The sequence below is a fragment of the Paenibacillus phytorum genome (assembly GCF_013141715.1).
Taxonomy (GTDB): domain Bacteria; phylum Bacillota; class Bacilli; order Paenibacillales; family NBRC-103111; genus Paenibacillus_E; species Paenibacillus_E phytorum.
In genome coordinates this window covers 36,744-56,927 of record NZ_WHOA01000132.1, presented here as the reverse complement: position 1 = coordinate 56,927, position 20,184 = coordinate 36,744, and the positions used below count along the sequence as shown (strand labels likewise).

The window sequence follows — 20,184 nt, the reverse complement described above, 5'->3', positions numbered from 1 at the left end:
GTTATGATGAAGAGAATTTTGATTGTTGAAGATGACCAAAGTATTGCCAATCTGCAAAAGGATTACCTGGAGCTCAGCGGTTACTCGGTTAAGATGGTGAACAGCGGCTCAGAGGGTTTGAGAGCTCTGAAAGAGGAAGAATTTGAGCTTGTTATATTAGATATCATGCTGCCAGATATGGATGGGTTTGAAGTGTTGAAAACAGTACGTGAGCAGGATGATATTCCAGTGCTTTTGGTATCGGCGAGAGCAGAGGAAATTTATAAAATTAATGGTTTAGGCCTCGGTGCGGACGATTATATTACAAAGCCGTTCAGCTCGGGTGAGCTGGTAGCACGGGTTGGTGCCCATCTGAAAAAGTTCGAGCGGATGAAAGAGCGGTTTGGAAAGGGGAATGAGGGGAGCACGATCCAGATTAGGGGCCTTGAGATTCAAAAGGATGCCAGAAGAGTTTTTGTGAACGGAAATGAAGTCGTTCTAGCCCAAAAGGAATTTGAGCTGCTTCTGTTTCTTTTGCAGTATCCCAATCGGGTATTTGGTAAGGAAGAGCTATTTGAGAGGATCTGGGGGATGGATGCGATGAGCGACGCCTCTACGGTAACGGTTCATATTGCCAGAATCAGAGAGAAAATCGAGGAAATCCCATCTAAACCCCAGTACATAGGAACCGTTTGGGGATCCGGGTACAGGTTTATGGTATGATCCTAATTAAAAGAGCTGCCCCTTAAGTAGGGAGGTAATAAGCTTTATATCTGCAATAATATACTATATGGCATTTCATTTTAAGATGTAGGATATGAGAAGAGCTCGAAAGGAGTATTCTCATGGATATTACATCTTTTTTGATTTACTGTATGATTGCTACCTTTACACCAGGACCTACTAATATCGTCATATTGTCCACCGCGCATAATTTCGGGGCAAAAAAGGCAATGAAGTATACGTATGGAGCAACGATTGGTTTTGGTTTATTACTAGTTATTTCTGCTATGTTGAATACGATGCTTATAACGATCATACCGAAAATATTAATTGTGATGCAGATAGTCGGGAGCATGTATATGTTCTATCTTGCTTATCAAATTTACAAAACGGATACATCAAACCCAACTGTAGACCAATCGGCTACCTTAATTTCTGGCTTCCTTATGCAGTTTATAAATCCAAAGGTAATACTCTTTACAATGACTGTAATTCCAAGTTTTATTATGCCTTACTATAACGCGATCCCTGCGGTGACGATAAGTATTATTGCGATAACTCTGATTGGATTTTCAGCTTTTACTACGTGGGTTCTTTTCGGTACAATCTTCAAGGAGTTTTTACAGAAGCATAATAAGATTGTTAATGTAATGATGACTTTATTTTTAGCTTATGCTGCCATCATGATCTGGATGTAGGTAAGCTTTTGCAGAGGTGTTTGAAATGGACAAATTTGTCTATAAAAAATCGGCAGGTATTACTGCGTTATCAGCAAGTATGACTGAATTTAAGTATAAAAAGCACGCTCACAAGGAGTATGCAATAGGCGTAACATTGCGTGGTATTCAACATTATAACTTGGATGGCAGTCTACAATTATCCTATCAAAATGGAATTATGCTTTTTAATCCAGAACAGGCCCATGACGGAATGGCACATGATAAGGAAGGCCTTGATTATGTCATGATATATATTGAGCCACAATTGTTTTTAGAGGTTATGGAGAAAAAAGATATCGTACGTTTTTCAACTCCTATTGTGTATGATCGTAAACTTGAACAACGAATATTAAGTCTTTCTCATGCCATATTAAGCGAAAAAGATGAGGCGTTGTGCAGTGAATTGCTCATATCCCTCACGGATAGCCTGATTCAAACGAATCTTTCTACAGACGACAAAAAAGAGAACGCGCTAATTAGAAAAGCAAAGGATATGCTTCATGCTAACTTTGAACATGTACTTAAGCTTGATGAGATCTGTAAAGAGCTCCATTTATCGAAATTTCAGTTTATCCGATTGTTCAAGGCTCATACTGGAATTTCACCCTACCAATACTTTCTTAACTGCAAAATCGAACTTGCAAAGCAGTTAATCGAAAAAAATAGAGATATTTATTCAGCAGTAGCTGCATGCGGTTTTGTTGATTTAACCCATTTAAATAAACATTTTAAAAGTGTATATGGAACAACAGCGTTTGAATATATGTCACATATAAATTGAGGTTTCTGCCTAGATCATTTTTTATTTTAGTGATATAAGTACCCACGACGATGAATCCCACCCTCAAGCTTTGTCTTGGGGGTGGGATGTTTTGCCGTTTTGGGATCAAAATCGTCGAGCAATATCTGAGAGAAGCCTGACTCCATCGCGCAATTGCCCCTCATTGACGAAAGAATAACTTAAACGGATCCAAGAGCGCATCTCTCTGAGTGGATCACAGATCATACCCGGAACAAAAGAGACCGATTGCCTGATGCTTTCTTTCAAAAGCTCTTCTACAGGAAGTTCTTCGGGAAGCTTAAGCCACAAATTGAAGCCTCCTTTTGGACTGACCCAACTCCATCCGGTAGTGGATAATTCCTCCTCCACAATTTCTTTTCTTATTTGAAGGGCGATGCGCAGCTTCTCCAAATGTTGTCTTATTCGTTCTGACTCGAAGTAGTGTAGAAAAATTTTCTGGTTGACCAGAGGAGTTCCGTTATCAGCCAACGATTTTGCGGTAATGAGTGGTTGTATCACGGATGGACGACCGATGACGGCGCAAATACGCAGTCCAGGTGCCACATATTTACTGAAGCTGCGGAGATATACAACCCACCCATCTGTATCGTAAGAAAAAATGGGTTGAGGAGGCGGCTGATCAAAATACATCTCGTGAATGGCATCATCTTCTATTAGTAAACAGCGATATCGTTCAGCTAGTTCGACAAGCTGCTTGCGTTGGTCTGGAGGAACCGTATACCCTGTCGGATTATGAAAGGTAGGATTCATATAAAAAATACGGGGTCGGTGCTGTTTCATGAGCATCTCGACTTTCTCCAAATCATAGCCCTCGGGGGAAATGTCGACAGGAATAAACCGTGCACCCTGTTGGCGGAAAATATCAAGCGCGGCACTATAGGTTGGCCTTTCTACCAAGATGAAATCCATCGGTCTGATGTATACCCGAGAAATTAAGTCAATTGCCTGCTGCCCCCCGGTCGTTATTAATAGATCGCTTACTGTCAGTTGAATACTGTGATGGCGCTTCATGTACTGGCAAAGGAATTCACGCAGTTCTTCATCCCCTTGTACACTGGAGTAGGTTCCCATTAATTTCGGATAGATGTCGAAAACTTTCTTAACATATTCAGATAGGTAAAGATTCGGCAGTAAATTCGGATCAATCAATGATTGGGAAAATTGATAAATAACGGGCACCTGTTGAATTTCAGATAAAGAGTTTTTCAAGTGGCCGGAAGAGGTGATAGGGCTTCTATCCGTATACTCGGAAATAACATGTTCCGTGAAGTCAGGACTTACATAATATCCCGATTTCTCCTTTACATAGACCTTATCGTTTTGTTTCAGCAACTGATACGCTCGAAACACCGTTAGCCGGTGTACCCGGAGCTCTTGGGCTAGCAGCCTAATCGAAGGGAGCTTGTCATGTGCTTTTAACTCTCCGCGCTCGATCCTGGTGATGATATAATCGTATGTTTGTCTAAAAAGTAGTTTTGTATCATTCGTCGATGCGTGCATATTCTTCATACTTTGTTCACTCCCTAATTCACTTATTATATACCAAGCCCCCGTAATCTGTTCTGCTATCTTACATCTGTTCTATTGCCTCCCTTGTATAATACATATCAAGAGGGGGAACATCCATGATTATTTTCAATTACTTGCTCGTATGTCTCATTTTTGGTACCACGTTTTTAGCGATAAAGGTAGGTGTCGATGCTTGGGCGCCGCCTTTCTTCTCCGCGGGAATAAGGTTCTTCCTTGCAGGTCTGATATTGTTCTTTTGGATGGTTTGGAAGAAAAAAGCCAACTTATCGCTTTTAATTCACAAAGAAATGCTGCTTACGGGAATTGGTCTGACATTCGGTACATTCTCTACGTTGTACTGGGCCGAGCAATATGTCTCATCCGGTTTCGCTGCCGTTTTATCAGCTACGGCTCCAATGATGATGCTTGTGCTGCAAACACTTGTCCTGCGGCAGAAGACAACGTTACGATCTGTATTCGGCTGCATCCTCGGATTCGTTGGAATCGTATTGTTATTGCTTCCACACCTTACAATAACCGCTAATATAAGGTGGATAATCGGATGCGTCGCTATTTTGGTCGGACAGATCTTCTATTCCTCTGGTGCCTTATATTCCAAACGGGTTATTCGGAAATTCCCACAAGCATCGCCCATTGCGCTTAACGCGGCTCAAATGATTTATGGAGGTCTGCTGCTTCTTGTTCTTTCATTATTCACGGAACATGTGGACATCAAGAGCATGTTGACAACAAAGGCGATCGGGTCACTTCTATACTTAATTGTTATCGGCTCGATGGTAGGGCATAGTCTATTTTATTGGCTCGTCGCCAAAACGAATCCCGTATTTCCGACTACTTGGCTCTATATTTCGCCTACGATTGCCCTCACATTCGGCGTGCTATTTTATGGCGAGACGATCACTTGGGTATCGGCAATAGGGGTGATAACAATTATCACTGGAACAGTTTTTGCTAATTTGGACAGCTTGAAACAATTGATCAATAAGAAGAGAATAGACTCAATATCCGTTAGACAGGCTAAAGTTTTAGACTGAATATATTGGTAAGGAATGGAAAGGGCTAAGTTAGTTTTCTCTGACACAAATAGAAAAAAACCACCATTTATGGTGGCTGGGTTTCCAGAAGCATCTGAATAACTAAGCATCCGGCTATCTTTGAAGGCCGGGTGCATTTTTTTATCCATCACAGGAGCCATTTACTTGTTTAGATTATTATTTAACTGTGGTTGGGATTGGCTTGAGGGAAGAAGCTGTTTTCGATGATAAAGCCCGTAATACAGAATGGCAGAGCACGCGACAACCATGCCAGCTATGAAGTACATCGTATGGTAATTCGTTCTCGAAGCGACAGCGCCAAGCACATAGGAGCCAATCCCATATCCGGAGTCGAAAAGTAAGAAATACGTGCCTGTCGCAAGCCCTCTGCGGTGAGTCGGCGCGGCTTGAATAGCGATAGTCTGAAAGCTGGGAAGCATCGCCCCGAATCCAAGGCCCAGCATACCTCCTGCTACTAAAAATAGGATAGGGGAAGCCGCTATGCTTAGGGTTATCATCCCTAATGTGAAAAGGATGACTCCAGGATATACTAATAAATGAGGACCTGAACGATCAAACCATTTGCCTGTAAAGGGTCTGGATATAACAATCATCAAAGCGAACACCATGAAGAAGTAACTCGCATATGTATCCAACCCAATGGCTTTGGCATACACGGAAAGAAACGTTGTAATAGCTCCATAAGAAAAGGCCAACACACTGCCGGCCAAAGAAATTGGCAAAGCCCGCGGCTCAATGAACTTTCTCCAACCAGACTCTGATTTCACGGCCACTCTAGAGATAGCTTGAGGAATACGAATGGTCACTCCCAACAAGAAAGCAAGAAGCGCGAACACAATGCACACACCAAATAGAAGACTATTATTGTGAGTCTGCATAATGGTTAGCCCCAGAAAGGGACCAACAACCATAGCCAAGCTCATGAAGAGGCTGAAATACCCAATTCCCTCACCTTTGCGCCGATCAGGAACAAGCTCGATGGCAACTGCACCGGCAGCCGTTGTCGCCATCCCGAAACCTATGCCATGAAGAAACCTTAAGCCTAGCAAAAAAGTATATTGATGAACGAGTGGATACAATGCCGTACAAATCATAAATAGCGCAAGCGAGAAAAGTATGATCTTCTTCCGGTTCCATTCATCCATCCATTTACCGGTTAAAGGCCGTAAAATGACGGTTGAAATAATGAAGACGGTCATGACCAGACCAATCTGCTGCTGTCCACCATGCAGCGTATCAGTTACGAAGATTGGCAGCGTTACGGCGAGGATGTAAAAAGTCATAAATAAAAAAAAGCTGCTGAAACAGACAGCAACAAAATTACGATTCCACAATTTCTGATTCGTATTCACTGTGAATCCTCCACTTCCTTGATACATGCATTGGCTTGGTTGGTCAATTGGATGAGCATTCCCCGCAAAATCGATGTTTGTTCCTCCGTAAAACCGTTAAGCACCGAGTCGATTACCTTCTGCTCAATTGGTGTCAGAACATCATTCAAAGCTTTGCCTTGCTTCGTAATAAAGGTAAGAAACGATCTTCGATCCGTCTCATTGGCCCGTCGTTCCACAAAGCCTTTGCGCTCCAATTGATCGAGGATTCGAGTGATATTCGTCTGATCCTTTTCAGCTCGAACCGCCAGTAACTTCTGTGTAATCCCATCTTCATCAGCTAAACGATTGAGTACAGCCCATTGCTCTGTTGTCATATCATAAGGCTGAAAATGGCTGTTCAATAACTGTGTCAAACGTCTTCCGGCATGGTTCAAAATAAATCCAAATGAGTTATCCAATCCCAAAATCATTCACCTCACGAAATTAGTTGCTATAGCAATTATATTCCTAGCAAATAAATTCGTCAATAAAATGAATCCCAAGATGTATAACATTTTCGAGAACGGACATATTACTTTATGACGGTGATTCAGCGAGGTGTTGTGTCGCATATTATGCAGCTAACTACCAGGGAAGTTGTTATTGAATCTATATAGAAGCGAGGAGATGTGCCGCAGATTCATTAATGTAGTCAAGTACTACAGGAATGTGATGAGGTAGAGACCCAGCTAAGTAAGGTTCAAGGCAAAAGTACCATCAATCCTATCACCGTCGAAAAGGACCCTGAAAGGGGTCTTTTTACTTTGAAAAAATTAAATTGATTTTTAGGACTAGTATCTGTAGAATCCAGTAACCGTGAGGGATAGGTAAATTTAGGTGGAAACACGTGAACGATAGCTTTCGTCCTTTTTGAGGACGGGGCTTTTTTTATTTTTGAAATTTATTTGAGTAACAGGGGGAATTGGAAATGAGCATTACTAGGAGTAGCTGCCCAAGGATGGATCGGTGACCAATTAGTATTAACGGCAGGAATACGTAAGAGAGCCTGCGAATTATATTGTGAGTATGTTCTAAGGAGGTCTTCTATGGGGTCCCGTGTAGTAGTTGTAGAATACGATCCTAGTTGGGTTCAGATGTTTGGACAGTTACGAGACTTTGTACTTCCGGTTTTAAGCGATCTCGAAGTCAGGATAGAACATGTCGGAAGTACATCCGTCCCAGGGTTAGCAGCAAAACCAATTGTTGATATTGACGTGGTGGTATCAAAGCAAACAGATGTCCATACAGCCATACAAAGGCTCGCAACTCTAGGGTACGTACATGAAGGCGATTTAGGAGCTACAGGGCGAGAGGCTTTTATTCCTCCCGATGGCATGACTTGGCATCACCTTTACGTATGCACTGTTGAAAACGCCGAATATAAGCGTCATATCCTTTTTAGAGATTATTTGAGAAGTCATCCAGATGACGCTAAAATGTACGGTGACTTGAAGATGGAACTTGCGCATCGATTCCACAATGACCGTTTGGCATACTCAAATGCTAAGAGTGATTTCGTAAAAGGGATATTGAAACATGCGGGATTGAAATAACTTGAATTTAGACTGTGTATGTTTCGCAGAAGGTTATACAATGTTGAAGATGGGGGCTATCATCTTATATTGTCACTGCAACTAACGAAAGGGTTGATGATTTGGATACATGCTTTTTGTTAACTGGGAAACCTCGCGTGGGGAAATCTACAGCAATAAAACGAATTATGCACCGAATTGGTCCTGAATTTTTTGGTGGCTTTTACACAGAAGAAGTACGTAACTTGACGGATCGTATTGGATTTAATTGTGTAACTCTTAGTGGTGAGAGTGAACGTATTGCGAGTGTTGATAGTGAAAGCTCGGTAAGAGTAGGGAGATATGGGGTTGAAATAGATATTTTTGAGAATATCGCTATAAAGGCAGTGAGGCAATCATTTGATACAAAGAGGATTACAGTTATTGATGAAATTGGTTTCATGCAAATGTTATCCGTTCCCTTTAAAGAAATGATCCATGAAATTGTTTCGAGCTCTCAACATATTATTCTAGGGACAATTTGCGTTGATAGACATCCAGATATAGACAAGATAAAAGAACTAACTGGGATCAAATTTTATCCCATGAATGAAGATAATCGTGACTTGACAACAGAAGTAATAACTAATGATATTCTTAAGTTATGTTAATTTTAGATCAAGATTTTAGAGGGGAGTATTTCCTTGACTCTACAACAATTAAAGTACGTTATTGAGGTTGCGAATCGCGGCTCCATTAACGAAGCCGCCAAGCGGTTGTTTATTTCTCAGCCTAGTCTTTCAAATGCGATTAAGGATCTGGAAGAAGAAATGCAGCTTGCGATTTTCGAAAGATCTAATAAAGGGATCTCGCTTTCAAAGGAGGGTATTGAATTCTTAAGCTACGCGCGACAGGTAGTCGAGCAGGCGGAATTATTAGAAAGCCGTTATCTCAATGCCAAGCCTTCCCCGCAGCATTTTTCGGTTTCCACTCAACATTACGCTTTCGCGGTGAATGCATTTGTGAGTCTAGTCCGGGAGTATGGCCAAGATGAATATGAGCTAGCTTTGAGAGAGACCAAAACTTATGAAATTATTGAAGATGTCAAAAATTTACGCAGCGAGATCGGCATCCTATATCTGAATGAGTTTAATGGGAAAGTCATCAATAAGCTGCTCAAAAGCGCGAATTTGCAATTCAACAGCTTATTAACGGCTAAGCCGCATATTTTCATCAGTAGTAAGAACCCGCTGGCAAAGCAATCGATCGTAACTATTGACCAGCTTCAGAATTATCCGTATCTGTCCTTTGATCAAGGGGAATATAATTCTTTTCATTTTTCCGAAGAGATTCTCAGCACGATGTCACATAAGAAAAGCATTCGTGTTAATGATAGGGCAACGCTTTTCAATTTATTGATCGGATTGAACGGATATACCATATCGACAGGAGTATTAAGCGCTGATTTGAATGGAAATGAAATTATTCCTGTACCTTTGGATTGTGAGGAAACTATCAATGTCGGTTGGATTTCCCATAGAAATGCTTCACTATCCAAGCTAGGAGCGGCATATATACAAGCACTGATGCAGGCGATATCCCAATAAAACTTTGCTATAGCCATTAGCTATGACTAGATATAGTTTATTCCAGTTACACTATATCCACCAATCCGTGATATCTTTCTTGTAACAAATTGTAGAGGAGTTTTACAGATGGTGAAAAGCAGTGTGTTGGGATATCCGCGTATTGGTGCGGATCGAGAATGGAAGAAAGCGCTGGAAGCTTTCTGGTCAGGCAAGCTCGAAGAATCGGAGTTTCACCGTCAGTTACAGGAGATCCGTTTGAATCATTTGCGTAAGCAGCAGGAGAAAGGCATCGACTTCATCGCGGTCAACGATTTCAGCTATTACGATCATATCCTTGATACATCCACGATGTTCGGAATTATTCCGAAACGCTTTCCGTATGAGGGCGGCACGATACCATTATCGGTTTATTACGGTATTGCTCGTGGGACGAAGGATGCAACGGCTAGCGAAATGACCAAATGGTTTAATACGAACTATCATTATATAGTACCAGAACTGGGCGAGGCATCGCCGGTGCTTACCGAAAATAGACCTCTTAAGGCTTATCGGGAGGCTAAGGAAAAGCTCGGTATCGAGGGCAAGCCGGTAATCGTTGGACCACTGACATTCTTGAAGCTGTCAAAAGGATACCGTATTTCGGAGACCGACGGCTGGCTGGGACGTTTGCTTCCGCTCTATGTGCAGATACTTCAGGAGCTTGCGAGAGAAGGGGTTCAATGGGTACAGATAGACGAACCGATACTCGTAACGAAGTTAAGTGCAGAGGACGTGCAGCGATTAAAGACAATTTATGAGACGTTTGCCGCCTCAGTGCCAAACCTGAACATCATGCTGCAAACTTATTTTGAATCGGTAGAGAACTACAGTGATATTGTCGCGCTGCCCGTCAAAGGAATAGGGTTGGATTTCGTGCATGGTTTATCCGGCAATTTATCGTCGATTAAAGCGCTAGGTTTTCCTGTGGACAAGGTTTTAGGTGCAGGGGTTATTGACGGTCGTGGTATCTGGAAGGCGCCACTGCGCGAGAAATTGGCACTCGTAGAAGAACTCGGTGAAATCGTAACGGCTGAGCGACTCATCGTGCAGACGTCGTGCAGTTTGCTTCATGTTCCGGTATCGGTAAATCATGAGACGAAGCTCGGAGCTGAACTTAAGGATGCTTTAGCATTTGCAGATGAGAAGCTGGATGAGCTTGTACTTCTGTCAAAAGCAGTCTCTCAAGGCGGCGCCGGAATCACAGGCGAGCTGGAAGAACGTGATCGTGCTTTACAGGCGCTCAAGCTGTCAGATGAGCGCAATCGTAGCGACATTCAGCATGCTGTCGCTGCCATCAGTGCTCAAAGTCCAGTGCGCAGTCAACCTTTTTCTGAGCGTCATATTGCTCAACAGAAGAAGTGGCAATTGCCGGTTTTACCGACGACGACAATTGGCAGCTTTCCACAATCCCCAGAGGTTCGCAAGGCCCGTCAACAGTGGCGCAAGGGTGAATGGAACAATGAACAGTATGCTAACTTCATCCGAGAACAGATCGATATCTGGATCAAGCTTCAGGAGGAAATTGGATTGGATGTTCTCGTGCATGGCGAATTTGAGCGAACCGACATGGTTGAGTTCTTTGGTGAGAAGCTCGCGGGTTTCGCGTTCACACAGAACGGATGGGTGCAGTCGTACGGTTCTCGCTGCGTTAAACCGCCAATCATATTTGGGGATGTAGCGTTCAAAGAAGCGATGACCGTCGAAGAAACAAAGTATGCTCAAACGCAGACCAAACGCCCCGTAAAAGGAATGCTGACTGGCCCGATTACAATAATGAATTGGTCCTTCGTTCGCGAGGACATCACGCGTGAACAAATTGCCTACCAATTGGCCTATGCGCTTAGACAAGAGGTGGAAGCGCTTGAGCAGGCGGGCATTGGCATGATACAGGTCGACGAGCCAGCGGTTCGTGAAGGGCTGCCACTCAAGGGGGATGACCAAGCGAAGTACTTAGCATGGGCGGTCAGAGCATTCCGCATGGCCACCTGCACGGTACAGGATACGACGCAAATTCACACCCATATGTGCTATTGCGAGTTCCATGACATGATCCATTCGATCGAAGCGATGGATGCTGATGTAATTTCGATCGAGACATCTCGCAGTCATGGTGAACTGATTCATAGCTTCGAATTGAACACATACAAACTTGGCATAGGATTAGGCGTTTACGATATCCACAGTCCTCGTATTCCGCGTGTGGACGAAATGACCAGTATGATCGAACGTGCCTTGCGTGTGCTGGATCCGAAGTTATTCTGGATCAATCCGGACTGCGGACTTAAAACTCGTGGAGTCGAAGAAACAGTCGATTCCTTGCGCAACATGGTTGAAGCGACGCAGATCGCCCGTGCGAAGCATGCCCAAGAAACTATAACCAATAATCGCTAAACTAAACATTCCTGTAAGGAGTAAGATTTGGACTTCGGACTTCGTTAAAAGGAATGCATAGGTCGTAGAAAAAGAATCGGACAGCGGCAGTTTAAAACTGCTCGCTATCCGATTCTTTTGGCATGGATTTACTCTTTTTTGGACAATCCATAAGCTTCGCGAATAAGTGTGAAATACTGATCGGCGTTTACGATCTTATATTCCTCACCAAGTGATTCAGCGATGGCCTGAATATCATGTGGTCTCATCCCCCATGCGTTAATCCCGACCGAAAGGAACAACGGCGATTTACCGTCCCAGCCTTTCTTGGCCTCGGCTAGAATATTGATTCCATCCTGAACCGTTCCAATTCCTCGCATCATCGATACTGGAAGCGTGCCGTTCATGATTTCGAGGCCGAATTGATCGCTTACAAGCAGGATGCCGGGAACTTTATAATTTTGCTCGTATGCGGCCGCTTCGTATGCGCTTATTGGAATGTCTTTGGTGACATCCCGGTTTATCACCATTGGTATGGTCATACCGGTCTGTTTGAGATATTTATAGGTATCCTTCATGAAATCCGGTAACGTTTCTTCCGGCCATGGATGTGGGTTGAAATAACCAGCACCGGACGGTCCGGCGATCAGCAGGTCATTCTCTGTCGCCGTTTTCCGGTAATAATTAAGAACCATTGGAGCGGCATCGTAGAGTAATGGACTGGAAGTCCAGTTAATGGGTACTTTGCCGCGCGCAGGATCTTCCCATAGGATCTCGCGCATATGGTTCAAATCGTATTGCAAATTGTCTCCTTCACCGAAAGTGAAAGTCACATAGATTTTGTTTTCCAGCTTGAGCGGATTGGGCTTGATCTTAGGGGCCGCTTCCACCTTTGTTCCCGAGAAGACGGTCATGTTGTGGAACCAATCAGCTGCCAATACAAAGACGCTATGCCTGGAGAGTAGGTCGACGGAGGCGGCTTCGCCTTCGAAGTCATTGCTGAACCAGCCTAGATAAGGTGTTCCCGGCTCGACATCGGACAGAATCTTCTCTAAGAGTGCACGCTGATCCGGCACATCCGTCGAAAGCCAGAAAACCATCGCTTTGTTCGCGACTGCATAGTCGCGCAAATATCCGTAAGGCTCTTTCTGCTCGGACGAGAGAGGGCGAATGTTACCGACCGAAACTTTGTATTGATTCCACATCTCTACGGAGATCGTCAACAGTTTTGTGCCAGCAGAAGGTTTAAATTCATACATGAAATAACTTCCATTATCTGCGAAGCGGTGGTCAGCACCAGGTAAATACTTGGAATTTTGCCTATCATACAAGTACAATTCTTCTTCAGGTGTGCCGGCATCGAATTGAGCGATGACCTTTCCATCTGCCTTTACGGTGATGGCATGAACGGCCGGTCCCCAACCGTCCTGCGTGAAAGAGTCGTCGAAACGAACATATATCGCCTCTTTCCCTAAATACGATGAAAGGTCGTATTCATACGTTCCTCGATTACTGGCATCCCGTATTTGCCTTTTCTCTTCTGCGATCGTCATGAAGGATTCGGGTAGACCGGGAGGGAGCGAGATCGATGTGTCCGGACTTAGCCCAATCAACATCCGGTGGGTCGTTTGATTCCATAAGTGTTCGTACTGCCAGGTGTATGCGTCAATTTTATTTTTGAATTTGCCCCGGAAATCTTCAATCACTTTCAATTTGTAGGGAGCTGCAGTTAGTTTGCCTGCCAGATCAGGGCTGACGACAACAGCATTCTTCAGTCCCGCCAACGTGGTCGCGACGTTGATGGAATCCGGAGTTTTCGGATCGTAGATGATGATTCCTTTTACTTCATTTTTATACAAATCGAAGACATCCATGCTGTTATCGTGGAGCTTATACGGTATGGTCATTTCGTTATACCAAGGGTCCACCTTGTTCTGAATCAGATAGATACGCGGGCGCTCTCGATTCACAATGCCCTGAAGAGTAGTCATCAGCAGTTTGACGTCTCCAGGTGCATTAGAGACATTGACAACGTCCAAATGCTTGGGTTGATTAAACGTTGGAAGCGCTTGATTTTTTGGCCATTTAATCCCATCAGGAGTCACACCATCAGCCTGAGCCGCAGAAATGCTGAAAGGCAGCATTGTCACACATAGTAATACCATGCATAAAATTCTTAATTTCCCTATCAATCTGCTCACCTCATTTAGAAATTTTAAATACAACGAAGCTGTCTTTGTTTCGAAGTAACCTCCTTCATCGAAGAGTAGCGTGCTTTTTAATGTCATAACATATCTGTATGAATATATTTAACATGATGTATATGATACTTCAAGCGTTTCGATAAACAATCTTATAAATTTACAAATTAATAGCGTATTCTACACGATTAAACCACAGTTATGACATATTTTGCGGTTGAAGGAGTCTGTTTAATGGCCGGAGAAAACTTTATTTGATATATCATATAATACATATAAATTTTTTCCGAAAAGGATAAAGCAATAGGAAGAATTATCGTTTCGGCCATGTTAAATTCGTAATGGAAAATAAAGGATACTCAGTTGAGTTCCCCGAATTAAATTTGGTTTTACGATTTGAAGGCTCATACATTTCAAGGAAGAAAGTTGGTCATACGAATGAAAAACCGGATTATTATTACATTAATAGTGACAGTGAGTACAGCCATAGGGATATGGCTAATTTCTGTTTTGGGTCTATTCCCTTTTGATCAAGTAAAAGATTCCCCTGTTACAAAAGATTTACCCAACCCAAGCACACCAGTAATTATTAATGAAACACAGATTAAGAAGGGGACTGAGAAAACGGTTAAAGAGTTAGTTGAGCAATATCGCAATTTAAAAGTCATCGATTCCCACAATCATGATGCATCTGATTCAAAGTATCAAAATATGCTGGAAGTTTGGAAGCGTAATGCCGTCAATCAAGTTGTTCTCTTTGGAGATGTATCAGAGCCAAGTGCATTAATGACCGACCAGATGTCTTGGATGGCTTATAAAGATAACCCTGATGTAATTATTCCTTACTTTTCAGGCTTCGATATGCATGATAAATCGAGTCTCGATGTAGTGACACAAAACCTGGAACAAGGATACTTTGGTTTAGGTGAAATTGCAGCAGCTTCTTTGTATTCACCTGTGGTATCAAAAGTGGCTTGGAAGGGTGATAGCCCAATGGACGGTTATTTACCGGACATATACGAAATATGTGCAAAATACAAAGTCCCCATTCTGTTGCATATTGACCCACCAAACGGAATGGTTATAGATAAGTTAGAAGAGGCGCTTGACAAACATCCAAACACAATAATCATATTCGCACACGCCAACGCGTTTAATTCACCGGAAAATATCAGAAAACTACTCGAAAAGCACCCAAATTTGTACGCGGATTTTTATGCGGGTTTCACCGCTCTCAATCCTGCTAGTACCAATAAGTTGGAGGATTTCGTACCTGTGATGAAGCAGTTTCCTGATCAGTTTATGTTGAGTACGGACTCTGGATTTGATATTGGTGAAGAGGCTGCAATTGGTGCGATGTATCAGTTATTAGATAAGCTTGACGACCTTAAGTTGGCACGAAAAATTGCACATGATAACCTAGACGCCATTATTCGTAACCAGCCAGCTACTGAGACTCAGATTGCGGAAATCCGTAAGAAATCCAAAGAAACCGGACAAAGTTATGAATGGAGTCATCTATCTAAGGTAGAGGCCGGACAAATTCTTTGGAGTAAATAAAGATTTCGATTTTCTGTTATTATGTAGTAAATAGCTATTTCTGAGGTGTTTATCTATGAAAACAATTGGGCTAATAGGTGGAATGAGCTGGGAGTCATCCTTGCTTTATTACCAAATCATCAATCAACGTATAAAGGAAAAATTAGGCGGACACCACTCCGCAAAAAGTCTTATGTATTCGGTGGATTTGCACGAATACGATGCACAAGATGGCAAAAGAAGTAGAAGAATCAGTCTCAATACCATTACTACATATAGCTGATGCAACGGCAAATGAAATTGTTAAATGTGGAATTAAAAAAGTCGCTTTACTCGGTACTGCTTATACAATGGAACAAGATTTTTACAAGGGTAGATTGATTGAGAAATTTGGTCTTGATGTTATCGTTCCAAATGAAGCCGCAAGGAAAATTGTACACGATATCATCTATCAGGAACTTTGTCTCGGAATTATTAATGATAATTCTAAACAATCCTACTTTGAAATAATTAATAGTCTTGTCCAAGATGGGGTAGAAGCTGTTATCCTTGGCTGCACAGAAATCACCTTATTAATATCTCAACTGGATTGCAGCGTTCCTATATTCGATACAACGAAAATCCATGCTGAATATGCAGTTGATTTTGCTTTGGAAGATTAAATAGACAGTACATAAAGGAGCTGATCTACTTAATGAAGGTTACTGTTTTAGGTTGTGGAAGATGGGGATCATTTTTGGCTTGGTATGCAAATAAAATAGGACATGATGTCATTTTATGGGGAAGAGAAGAATCAAAAAATTATCAAAGATTAGTTCATAGTAGAACAAATGAATATTTACAATTACCCCAAAACATACATTTAACGGATAGAATTGCTGAAGCAATTGAGTTTGCCGAAATCATTTTTATCGCTATTAGTGCCCAGGAACTTAGAGGTTTTGCAAAGCTGTTAAATACCATGGGAATTACAAATAAGATTTTTGTCTTATGTATGAAAGGACTTGAAATGGAGTCTGGAGAAAGACTCTCACAAGTTTTTATGGAAGAAATAAAATCAGCTGTACATTTAGCAATTTGGGTTGGACCTGGGCATGTTCAAGATTTTGTTAAGGACATTCCAAACTGTATGGTTATTGATTCAGATCACATGAACATAACTCAATTGCTTGTAGACAGTTTCGGAAGTGAGATTATAAGATTTTATTATGGGCAAGATTTGTTAGGTAATGAGATAGGTGCTGCAGCGAAAAATGTAATTGGAATCGCAGCAGGTATGCTGGATGGATTAGGTTATACAAGTTTGAAAGGAGCCTTGATGGCTAGAGGAACAAAAGAAATTGCGAGATTAGTTAAGGCAATGGGAGGGAACGAATTAACCATTTACGGTTTAGGACATCTTGGTGATTACGAAGCAACCGTGTTCTCTAATCATAGTCATAATCGACGTTTTGGTGAAGCATTTGTAAAAAAAGAACCATTCGAGAAATTGGCTGAAGGAGTAGCAACCGTAAAGGCATTATTGCAATTGTCCACTATCTATAATGTGGAGCTACCCATCTGTCAGGCTGTTCATTCCGTACTTTCTGAAGGTAATGATCCAAAAGAGCAACTAATAAGATTATTTATGAGACCCGTGAAATTTGAAGGTATCTAATGAACTAGTATAATTATAAAGACACAAATTAGAGAAGATGATATCCTTATTTAGGTAGACTTTTGTCGAATTGGCCCGAATGGCGGTTCGAAAGTCAATTGATTTAAGGGAGATGCAGCCGTGGACACAAGACAATGGATGTCGGTAACGCTTTTTCTCGCAACGGCGCTGATGGTGTTCGTCTCTTTCTTGTCTTATCGGAAACGCCATATGCCTGTTGCCAAAACGATGGTTCTGATCATGCTGGCAGCGGCTTGTTATTCGCTTGGCTACGCGTTTGAGGTGCTGAGCCGTAGCCTGAACGATGTGAAGCTGTCGCTTCAAATCGAGTACTTGGGCATTCCATTCGTTACTACACTCTGGCTCTTTCAGGTCATCCAATTTACGGGGACGGCGTCTCGCTACCGCAAGCGTCTCGCCCTATTACTATTCGTTGTCCCAGCAGCGGTATTTTTTCTCCATATGACCAACGATTGGCATCACCTGATCTATGAGCGTTATATTCTAAATGAGAGCAATTCGGTTCCTTTGTACACGACAGTCAAGGGGCCTTGGTATAAGGTGCACACCATCTATAATTATTCCGTACTTCTGTGCGGAATGTTGCTGTTTATCCCCATGTATTGGCGGGCTTTACCGATCGTGCGAAAGCAAATCGTCGTCCTCCTTTTGGGCGCAGTCGCGCCTATGGTGTTCAATTTGTTCTTTTGGTCCGGATTGGACGTTGATTTGACGCCGTTCGGATTCGCCGTATCGGGTATTGCGTACGTGTGGGGGATATTGCGGTTTAATTTACTTCGCTTAACACCTCTTGCGATGGCTAAAGTATTCGAAACGATCCGGGACGGGGTCGTCCTGTTTGATTATGAGGACCAAATCGTTAGTTACAACAAAGCAGCCGAAAAGGTCCTTCCCGAACTCGGCTTGCCGAAACGCTACCCCATCGATATGGGGGTGGTTTTGTCGGAAAGTCCTGAACTGCTTGAACGTATTCGTGCCGCAAGTGATGGGGACGAACGCTTCCCGTTTCACAGATTCCAAGCGAACCGTAACAAGCATTACAACTGCAGTTTGTCACTGATTTATGATTCGGGCAGTGTCTTAATCGGCAAGATTCTGATGTTCAATGATATTACAGAGATGAAGGAGAGCGAAGCCAGGTTGCGTGAGAACGCCCGGCAACTGTCTGAGCTAAATGCGTTCAAGGATAAGCTTTTCACCGTCGTGGCGCACGACATTCGCGATCCGATCGCACTCCTCGTGAGTTTGACCGAGCTGCTGGGGGATGAACTGACTGCCGCCGACTTTGAGCATGCCGAATTGGTGAGGGAGCTTAAAGGACAAGTGCAAAGCACGTTCCATCTCGTCGAAAATTTATTGGATTGGTATCGCAGCCAGAAAGGGAAAGTGGTGTTTCGTCCGTTGAGCTGGAATTTGCAGCAGGTCGTCCGGCAGGCTTTATTGCTTTCAGGCACGAAGGCTGGCATGAAGCAAATTCGGATGACTGAGCGGATCAATGAGAAGCTAACGGTTAAAGCCGATAAAGAGATGCTGGATCTAATTCTGCGAAATTTGCTTTCGAACGCGATCAAGTTTACCGGAATTGGCGGGGTTATTGAGATCGGAGCCGTTCTGGAAGGCGATCAGATCATCGTGTCTGTAAGCGACAATGGTGCGGGAATCGACGATCAGACATCGGAATTTCTGCGTCTAGAGGAGCCGTTCTTAAAGGCCATGGTTAACGCGAACGATTCGGAGGATATGAGATTCGGACTTGCGCTGATCCGCGAATTCGTTCGTATCCATGGTGGCAGCCTTTGGTTCGAGAGCGAGCCAGGTGTCGGGACGACCTTCTCATTCACCTTACCCGGCTCAGCTGATGTGCGGGAAGAGTTCGATGACGGGGGAATGGAGGAAGAAGTTTATGAAAGTGATTTTGGTGGACGATGAGCCGACAATGCATTTGATTCTGCGTAAAATGCTGGTCAAGCTGCCAGGGGTTCACGTGGCTGGCGCTTTTACGGATACGAAGTCCGCAGCCTCCTTTCTAAGTGAGAACACTGACATCGGACTGGCTTTCGTTGACATCTCCATGCCGGGCGGGAGTGGAATGGAGTTCGCCGCCAAGATGGAAGCGTTGGCTTCTCCGCTGCAGATCGTCTTCGTCACATCGCACAAAGAATTTGCCTTGAAAGCATACGAACTATCTGTGGTGGATTACCTGGTCAAACCCGTTTCCCAGGAACGACTTCAGCGGACGGTAAATCGTGCGCTGGCCAGCCAGCGGGGCATTCCTTTGCAATCGCTGTCTGCTCCCGTTTCCGAAAATTCTGGGAGGATCGTCCTAACGATGTTGGGTGATGTCGTCGTGAGTAACGATGCGGGCCGTGTCAAGTGGATCTCGAGGAAATGTGCGGAGCTTTTCGCGTACTTACTGTTATATCGTGGCAAACGAATTCCACGTTCCAGGCTGGTTATGGATATTTTCGGAGGCATGCACCAAACCAATGCGGAGAACTACTTAAATACGACCGTCTATCAATTGCGAAAGTCTTTGGAACCGCTTGGCATGCGCGAGGTCATACGATCGGAGAACGATGGCTATGCGCTTGAATTAAAGGATTCCGTTATTGATTACTTGGAATTCGAAAAGCAAGTGGAGGAGATGCCTTCCATAGACGTCGGAAATGTAGAGAGAGCGCTGCACATCGAACGACTGTACACGGGCGATCTGTTCGGGGACAAGGCGTATGTGTGGGCCATTCACGAAATGGTGCGATATGCGGAGTTGTACACCTCTTTCGTAAAGCGGCTTGCCGTAGTGCTTATTTCGTTACGGGATACGACTTCCGCGTCGAAGCTGCTGCTCAAGCTGAACGAGCGCAATCATCTAGATGAATCCGTTATACGCCATCTTATGACGATACGCGAGATGACCGGGGACAAAAAAGGTTTGACGGCTCTGTATACCGACTATGTTCGGCTTCTCAGCAGGGAACTTGGCATACGTCCGTCCGAGGAACTGATACATTTATACGACATGTTGATAAGCCGATTAACCAACAAAAAATAAGCAAGCTACCGCAGGTACATAGTG

General features: G+C 43.3%; 16 protein-coding genes and 1 pseudogene. 13 read left to right on the top strand and 4 right to left on the bottom strand.

Going from position 1 to position 20,184, the window contains the following annotated elements; genetic code table 11:
• The first annotated feature begins 6 nt into the window (after positions 1-6).
• The 3 genes from GC098_RS20615 to GC098_RS20605 all read left to right on the top strand — a co-directional run bounded on the left by GC098_RS20615 (position 7) and on the right by GC098_RS20605 (position 2,202).
• Positions 7-702, top strand: coding sequence for a response regulator transcription factor (locus tag GC098_RS20615; protein ID WP_171645131.1), 696 nt, complete (start codon positions 7-9; stop codon positions 700-702).
• 122 nt (positions 703-824) lie between these two features.
• Entirely contained in the window at positions 825-1,400 is a 576-nt protein-coding gene (locus GC098_RS20610) for a LysE family translocator (RefSeq protein WP_171645130.1), read from the top strand.
• Positions 1,401-1,425: 25 nt separating this feature from the next.
• Complete coding sequence (locus tag GC098_RS20605) at positions 1,426-2,202, top strand: AraC family transcriptional regulator (protein ID WP_171645129.1); 777 nt, start codon at positions 1,426-1,428, stop codon at positions 2,200-2,202.
• Positions 2,203-2,307: 105 nt separating this feature from the next.
• Here the strand turns inward: GC098_RS20605 and GC098_RS20600 are convergent, their stop codons facing one another.
• Positions 2,308-3,732, bottom strand: coding sequence for an aminotransferase-like domain-containing protein (locus GC098_RS20600; protein WP_246358771.1), 1,425 nt, complete (start codon positions 3,730-3,732; stop codon positions 2,308-2,310).
• A 116-nt stretch (positions 3,733-3,848) separates the two neighbouring features.
• Between GC098_RS20600 and GC098_RS20595 the strand changes: the two genes are divergently transcribed.
• The gene (locus GC098_RS20595; protein WP_171645128.1) at positions 3,849-4,787 is read left to right on the top strand and encodes a DMT family transporter; all 939 of its coding nucleotides are present in this window, start codon (positions 3,849-3,851) and stop codon (positions 4,785-4,787) included.
• A gap of 161 nt (positions 4,788-4,948) precedes the next feature.
• On the opposite strand, the gene GC098_RS20590 is transcribed toward GC098_RS20595, so the two are convergent.
• Complete coding sequence (locus GC098_RS20590; RefSeq protein ID WP_312880240.1) at positions 4,949-6,160, bottom strand: MFS transporter; 1,212 nt, start codon at positions 6,158-6,160, stop codon at positions 4,949-4,951.
• Positions 6,157-6,612, bottom strand: coding sequence for a MarR family winged helix-turn-helix transcriptional regulator (locus GC098_RS20585; protein WP_171645126.1), 456 nt, complete (start codon positions 6,610-6,612; stop codon positions 6,157-6,159). The genes GC098_RS20590 and GC098_RS20585 overlap by 4 nt, the downstream gene beginning before the upstream one ends.
• 615 nt (positions 6,613-7,227) lie before the next feature.
• Here GC098_RS20585 and GC098_RS20580 point away from each other — a divergent pair.
• The 4 genes from GC098_RS20580 (at position 7,228) to metE (ending at position 11,711) form a co-directional block, all read left to right on the top strand.
• Positions 7,228-7,734 carry a GrpB family protein gene (locus tag GC098_RS20580; protein WP_171645125.1) on the top strand — a complete coding sequence of 169 codons (507 nt, stop codon included), beginning with the start codon at positions 7,228-7,230 and terminating at the stop codon, positions 7,732-7,734.
• A 116-nt stretch (positions 7,735-7,850) separates the two neighbouring features.
• Positions 7,851-8,363 (top strand): nucleoside-triphosphatase, encoded by a 513-nt coding sequence (locus tag GC098_RS20575; protein WP_171645124.1) that lies wholly within the window; start codon positions 7,851-7,853, stop codon positions 8,361-8,363.
• A gap of 33 nt (positions 8,364-8,396) precedes the next feature.
• The gene (locus tag GC098_RS20570; RefSeq protein WP_171645123.1) at positions 8,397-9,299 is read left to right on the top strand and encodes a LysR family transcriptional regulator; all 903 of its coding nucleotides are present in this window, start codon (positions 8,397-8,399) and stop codon (positions 9,297-9,299) included.
• Positions 9,300-9,407: 108 nt separating this feature from the next.
• Positions 9,408-11,711 (top strand): 5-methyltetrahydropteroyltriglutamate--homocysteine S-methyltransferase, encoded by a 2,304-nt coding sequence (gene metE, locus GC098_RS20565; RefSeq protein WP_171645122.1) that lies wholly within the window; start codon positions 9,408-9,410, stop codon positions 11,709-11,711.
• Between the two features lie 128 nt (positions 11,712-11,839).
• Here the strand turns inward: metE and GC098_RS20560 are convergent, their stop codons facing one another.
• Positions 11,840-13,855 carry a GxGYxYP domain-containing protein gene (locus GC098_RS20560; RefSeq protein ID WP_171645121.1) on the bottom strand — a complete coding sequence of 672 codons (2,016 nt, stop codon included), beginning with the start codon at positions 13,853-13,855 and terminating at the stop codon, positions 11,840-11,842.
• Between the two features lie 474 nt (positions 13,856-14,329).
• Between GC098_RS20560 and GC098_RS20555 the strand changes: the two genes are divergently transcribed.
• The 5 genes and pseudogenes from GC098_RS20555 (at position 14,330) to GC098_RS20535 (ending at position 20,160) form a co-directional block, all read left to right on the top strand.
• Entirely contained in the window at positions 14,330-15,451 is a 1,122-nt protein-coding gene (locus GC098_RS20555; protein WP_171645120.1) for an amidohydrolase family protein, read from the top strand.
• Between the two features lie 55 nt (positions 15,452-15,506).
• Positions 15,507-16,092: pseudogene (locus GC098_RS20550) on the top strand (aspartate/glutamate racemase family protein).
• Between the two features lie 32 nt (positions 16,093-16,124).
• Positions 16,125-17,087 carry an NAD(P)H-dependent glycerol-3-phosphate dehydrogenase gene (locus tag GC098_RS20545; RefSeq protein WP_171645119.1) on the top strand — a complete coding sequence of 321 codons (963 nt, stop codon included), beginning with the start codon at positions 16,125-16,127 and terminating at the stop codon, positions 17,085-17,087.
• Between the two features lie 120 nt (positions 17,088-17,207).
• Positions 17,208-19,037 carry a sensor histidine kinase gene (locus GC098_RS20540; protein WP_171645118.1) on the top strand — a complete coding sequence of 610 codons (1,830 nt, stop codon included), beginning with the start codon at positions 17,208-17,210 and terminating at the stop codon, positions 19,035-19,037.
• A complete protein-coding gene (locus GC098_RS20535) occupies positions 19,012-20,160 on the top strand; it encodes a response regulator (protein ID WP_171645117.1) in 1,149 nt (382 codons plus the stop codon). The genes GC098_RS20540 and GC098_RS20535 overlap by 26 nt, the downstream gene beginning before the upstream one ends.
• Positions 20,161-20,184 lie beyond the last annotated feature (24 nt).

Excerpts from the sequence above, each read along its gene's own strand:
- GC098_RS20615 (WP_171645131.1), top strand. The coding sequence starts at position 7 with ATGAAGAGAATTTTGATTGTTGAAGATGACCAAAGTATTGCCAATCTG.
- GC098_RS20605 (WP_171645129.1), top strand. The coding sequence starts at position 1,426 with ATGGACAAATTTGTCTATAAAAAATCGGCAGGTATTACTGCGTTATCA.
- GC098_RS20555 (WP_171645120.1), top strand. The coding sequence starts at position 14,330 with ATGAAAAACCGGATTATTATTACATTAATAGTGACAGTGAGTACAGCC.
- GC098_RS20600 (WP_246358771.1), bottom strand. The coding sequence starts at position 3,732 with ATGAAGAATATGCACGCATCGACGAATGATACAAAACTACTTTTTAGA.
- metE (WP_171645122.1), top strand. The coding sequence starts at position 9,408 with ATGGTGAAAAGCAGTGTGTTGGGATATCCGCGTATTGGTGCGGATCGA.
- GC098_RS20585 (WP_171645126.1), bottom strand. The coding sequence starts at position 6,612 with ATGATTTTGGGATTGGATAACTCATTTGGATTTATTTTGAACCATGCC.
- GC098_RS20535 (WP_171645117.1), top strand. The coding sequence starts at position 19,012 with ATGAAAGTGATTTTGGTGGACGATGAGCCGACAATGCATTTGATTCTG.
- GC098_RS20545 (WP_171645119.1), top strand. The coding sequence starts at position 16,125 with ATGAAGGTTACTGTTTTAGGTTGTGGAAGATGGGGATCATTTTTGGCT.
- GC098_RS20560 (WP_171645121.1), bottom strand. The coding sequence starts at position 13,855 with ATGGTATTACTATGTGTGACAATGCTGCCTTTCAGCATTTCTGCGGCT.
- GC098_RS20595 (WP_171645128.1), top strand. The coding sequence starts at position 3,849 with ATGATTATTTTCAATTACTTGCTCGTATGTCTCATTTTTGGTACCACG.
- GC098_RS20610 (WP_171645130.1), top strand. The coding sequence starts at position 825 with ATGGATATTACATCTTTTTTGATTTACTGTATGATTGCTACCTTTACA.
- GC098_RS20580 (WP_171645125.1), top strand. The coding sequence starts at position 7,228 with ATGGGGTCCCGTGTAGTAGTTGTAGAATACGATCCTAGTTGGGTTCAG.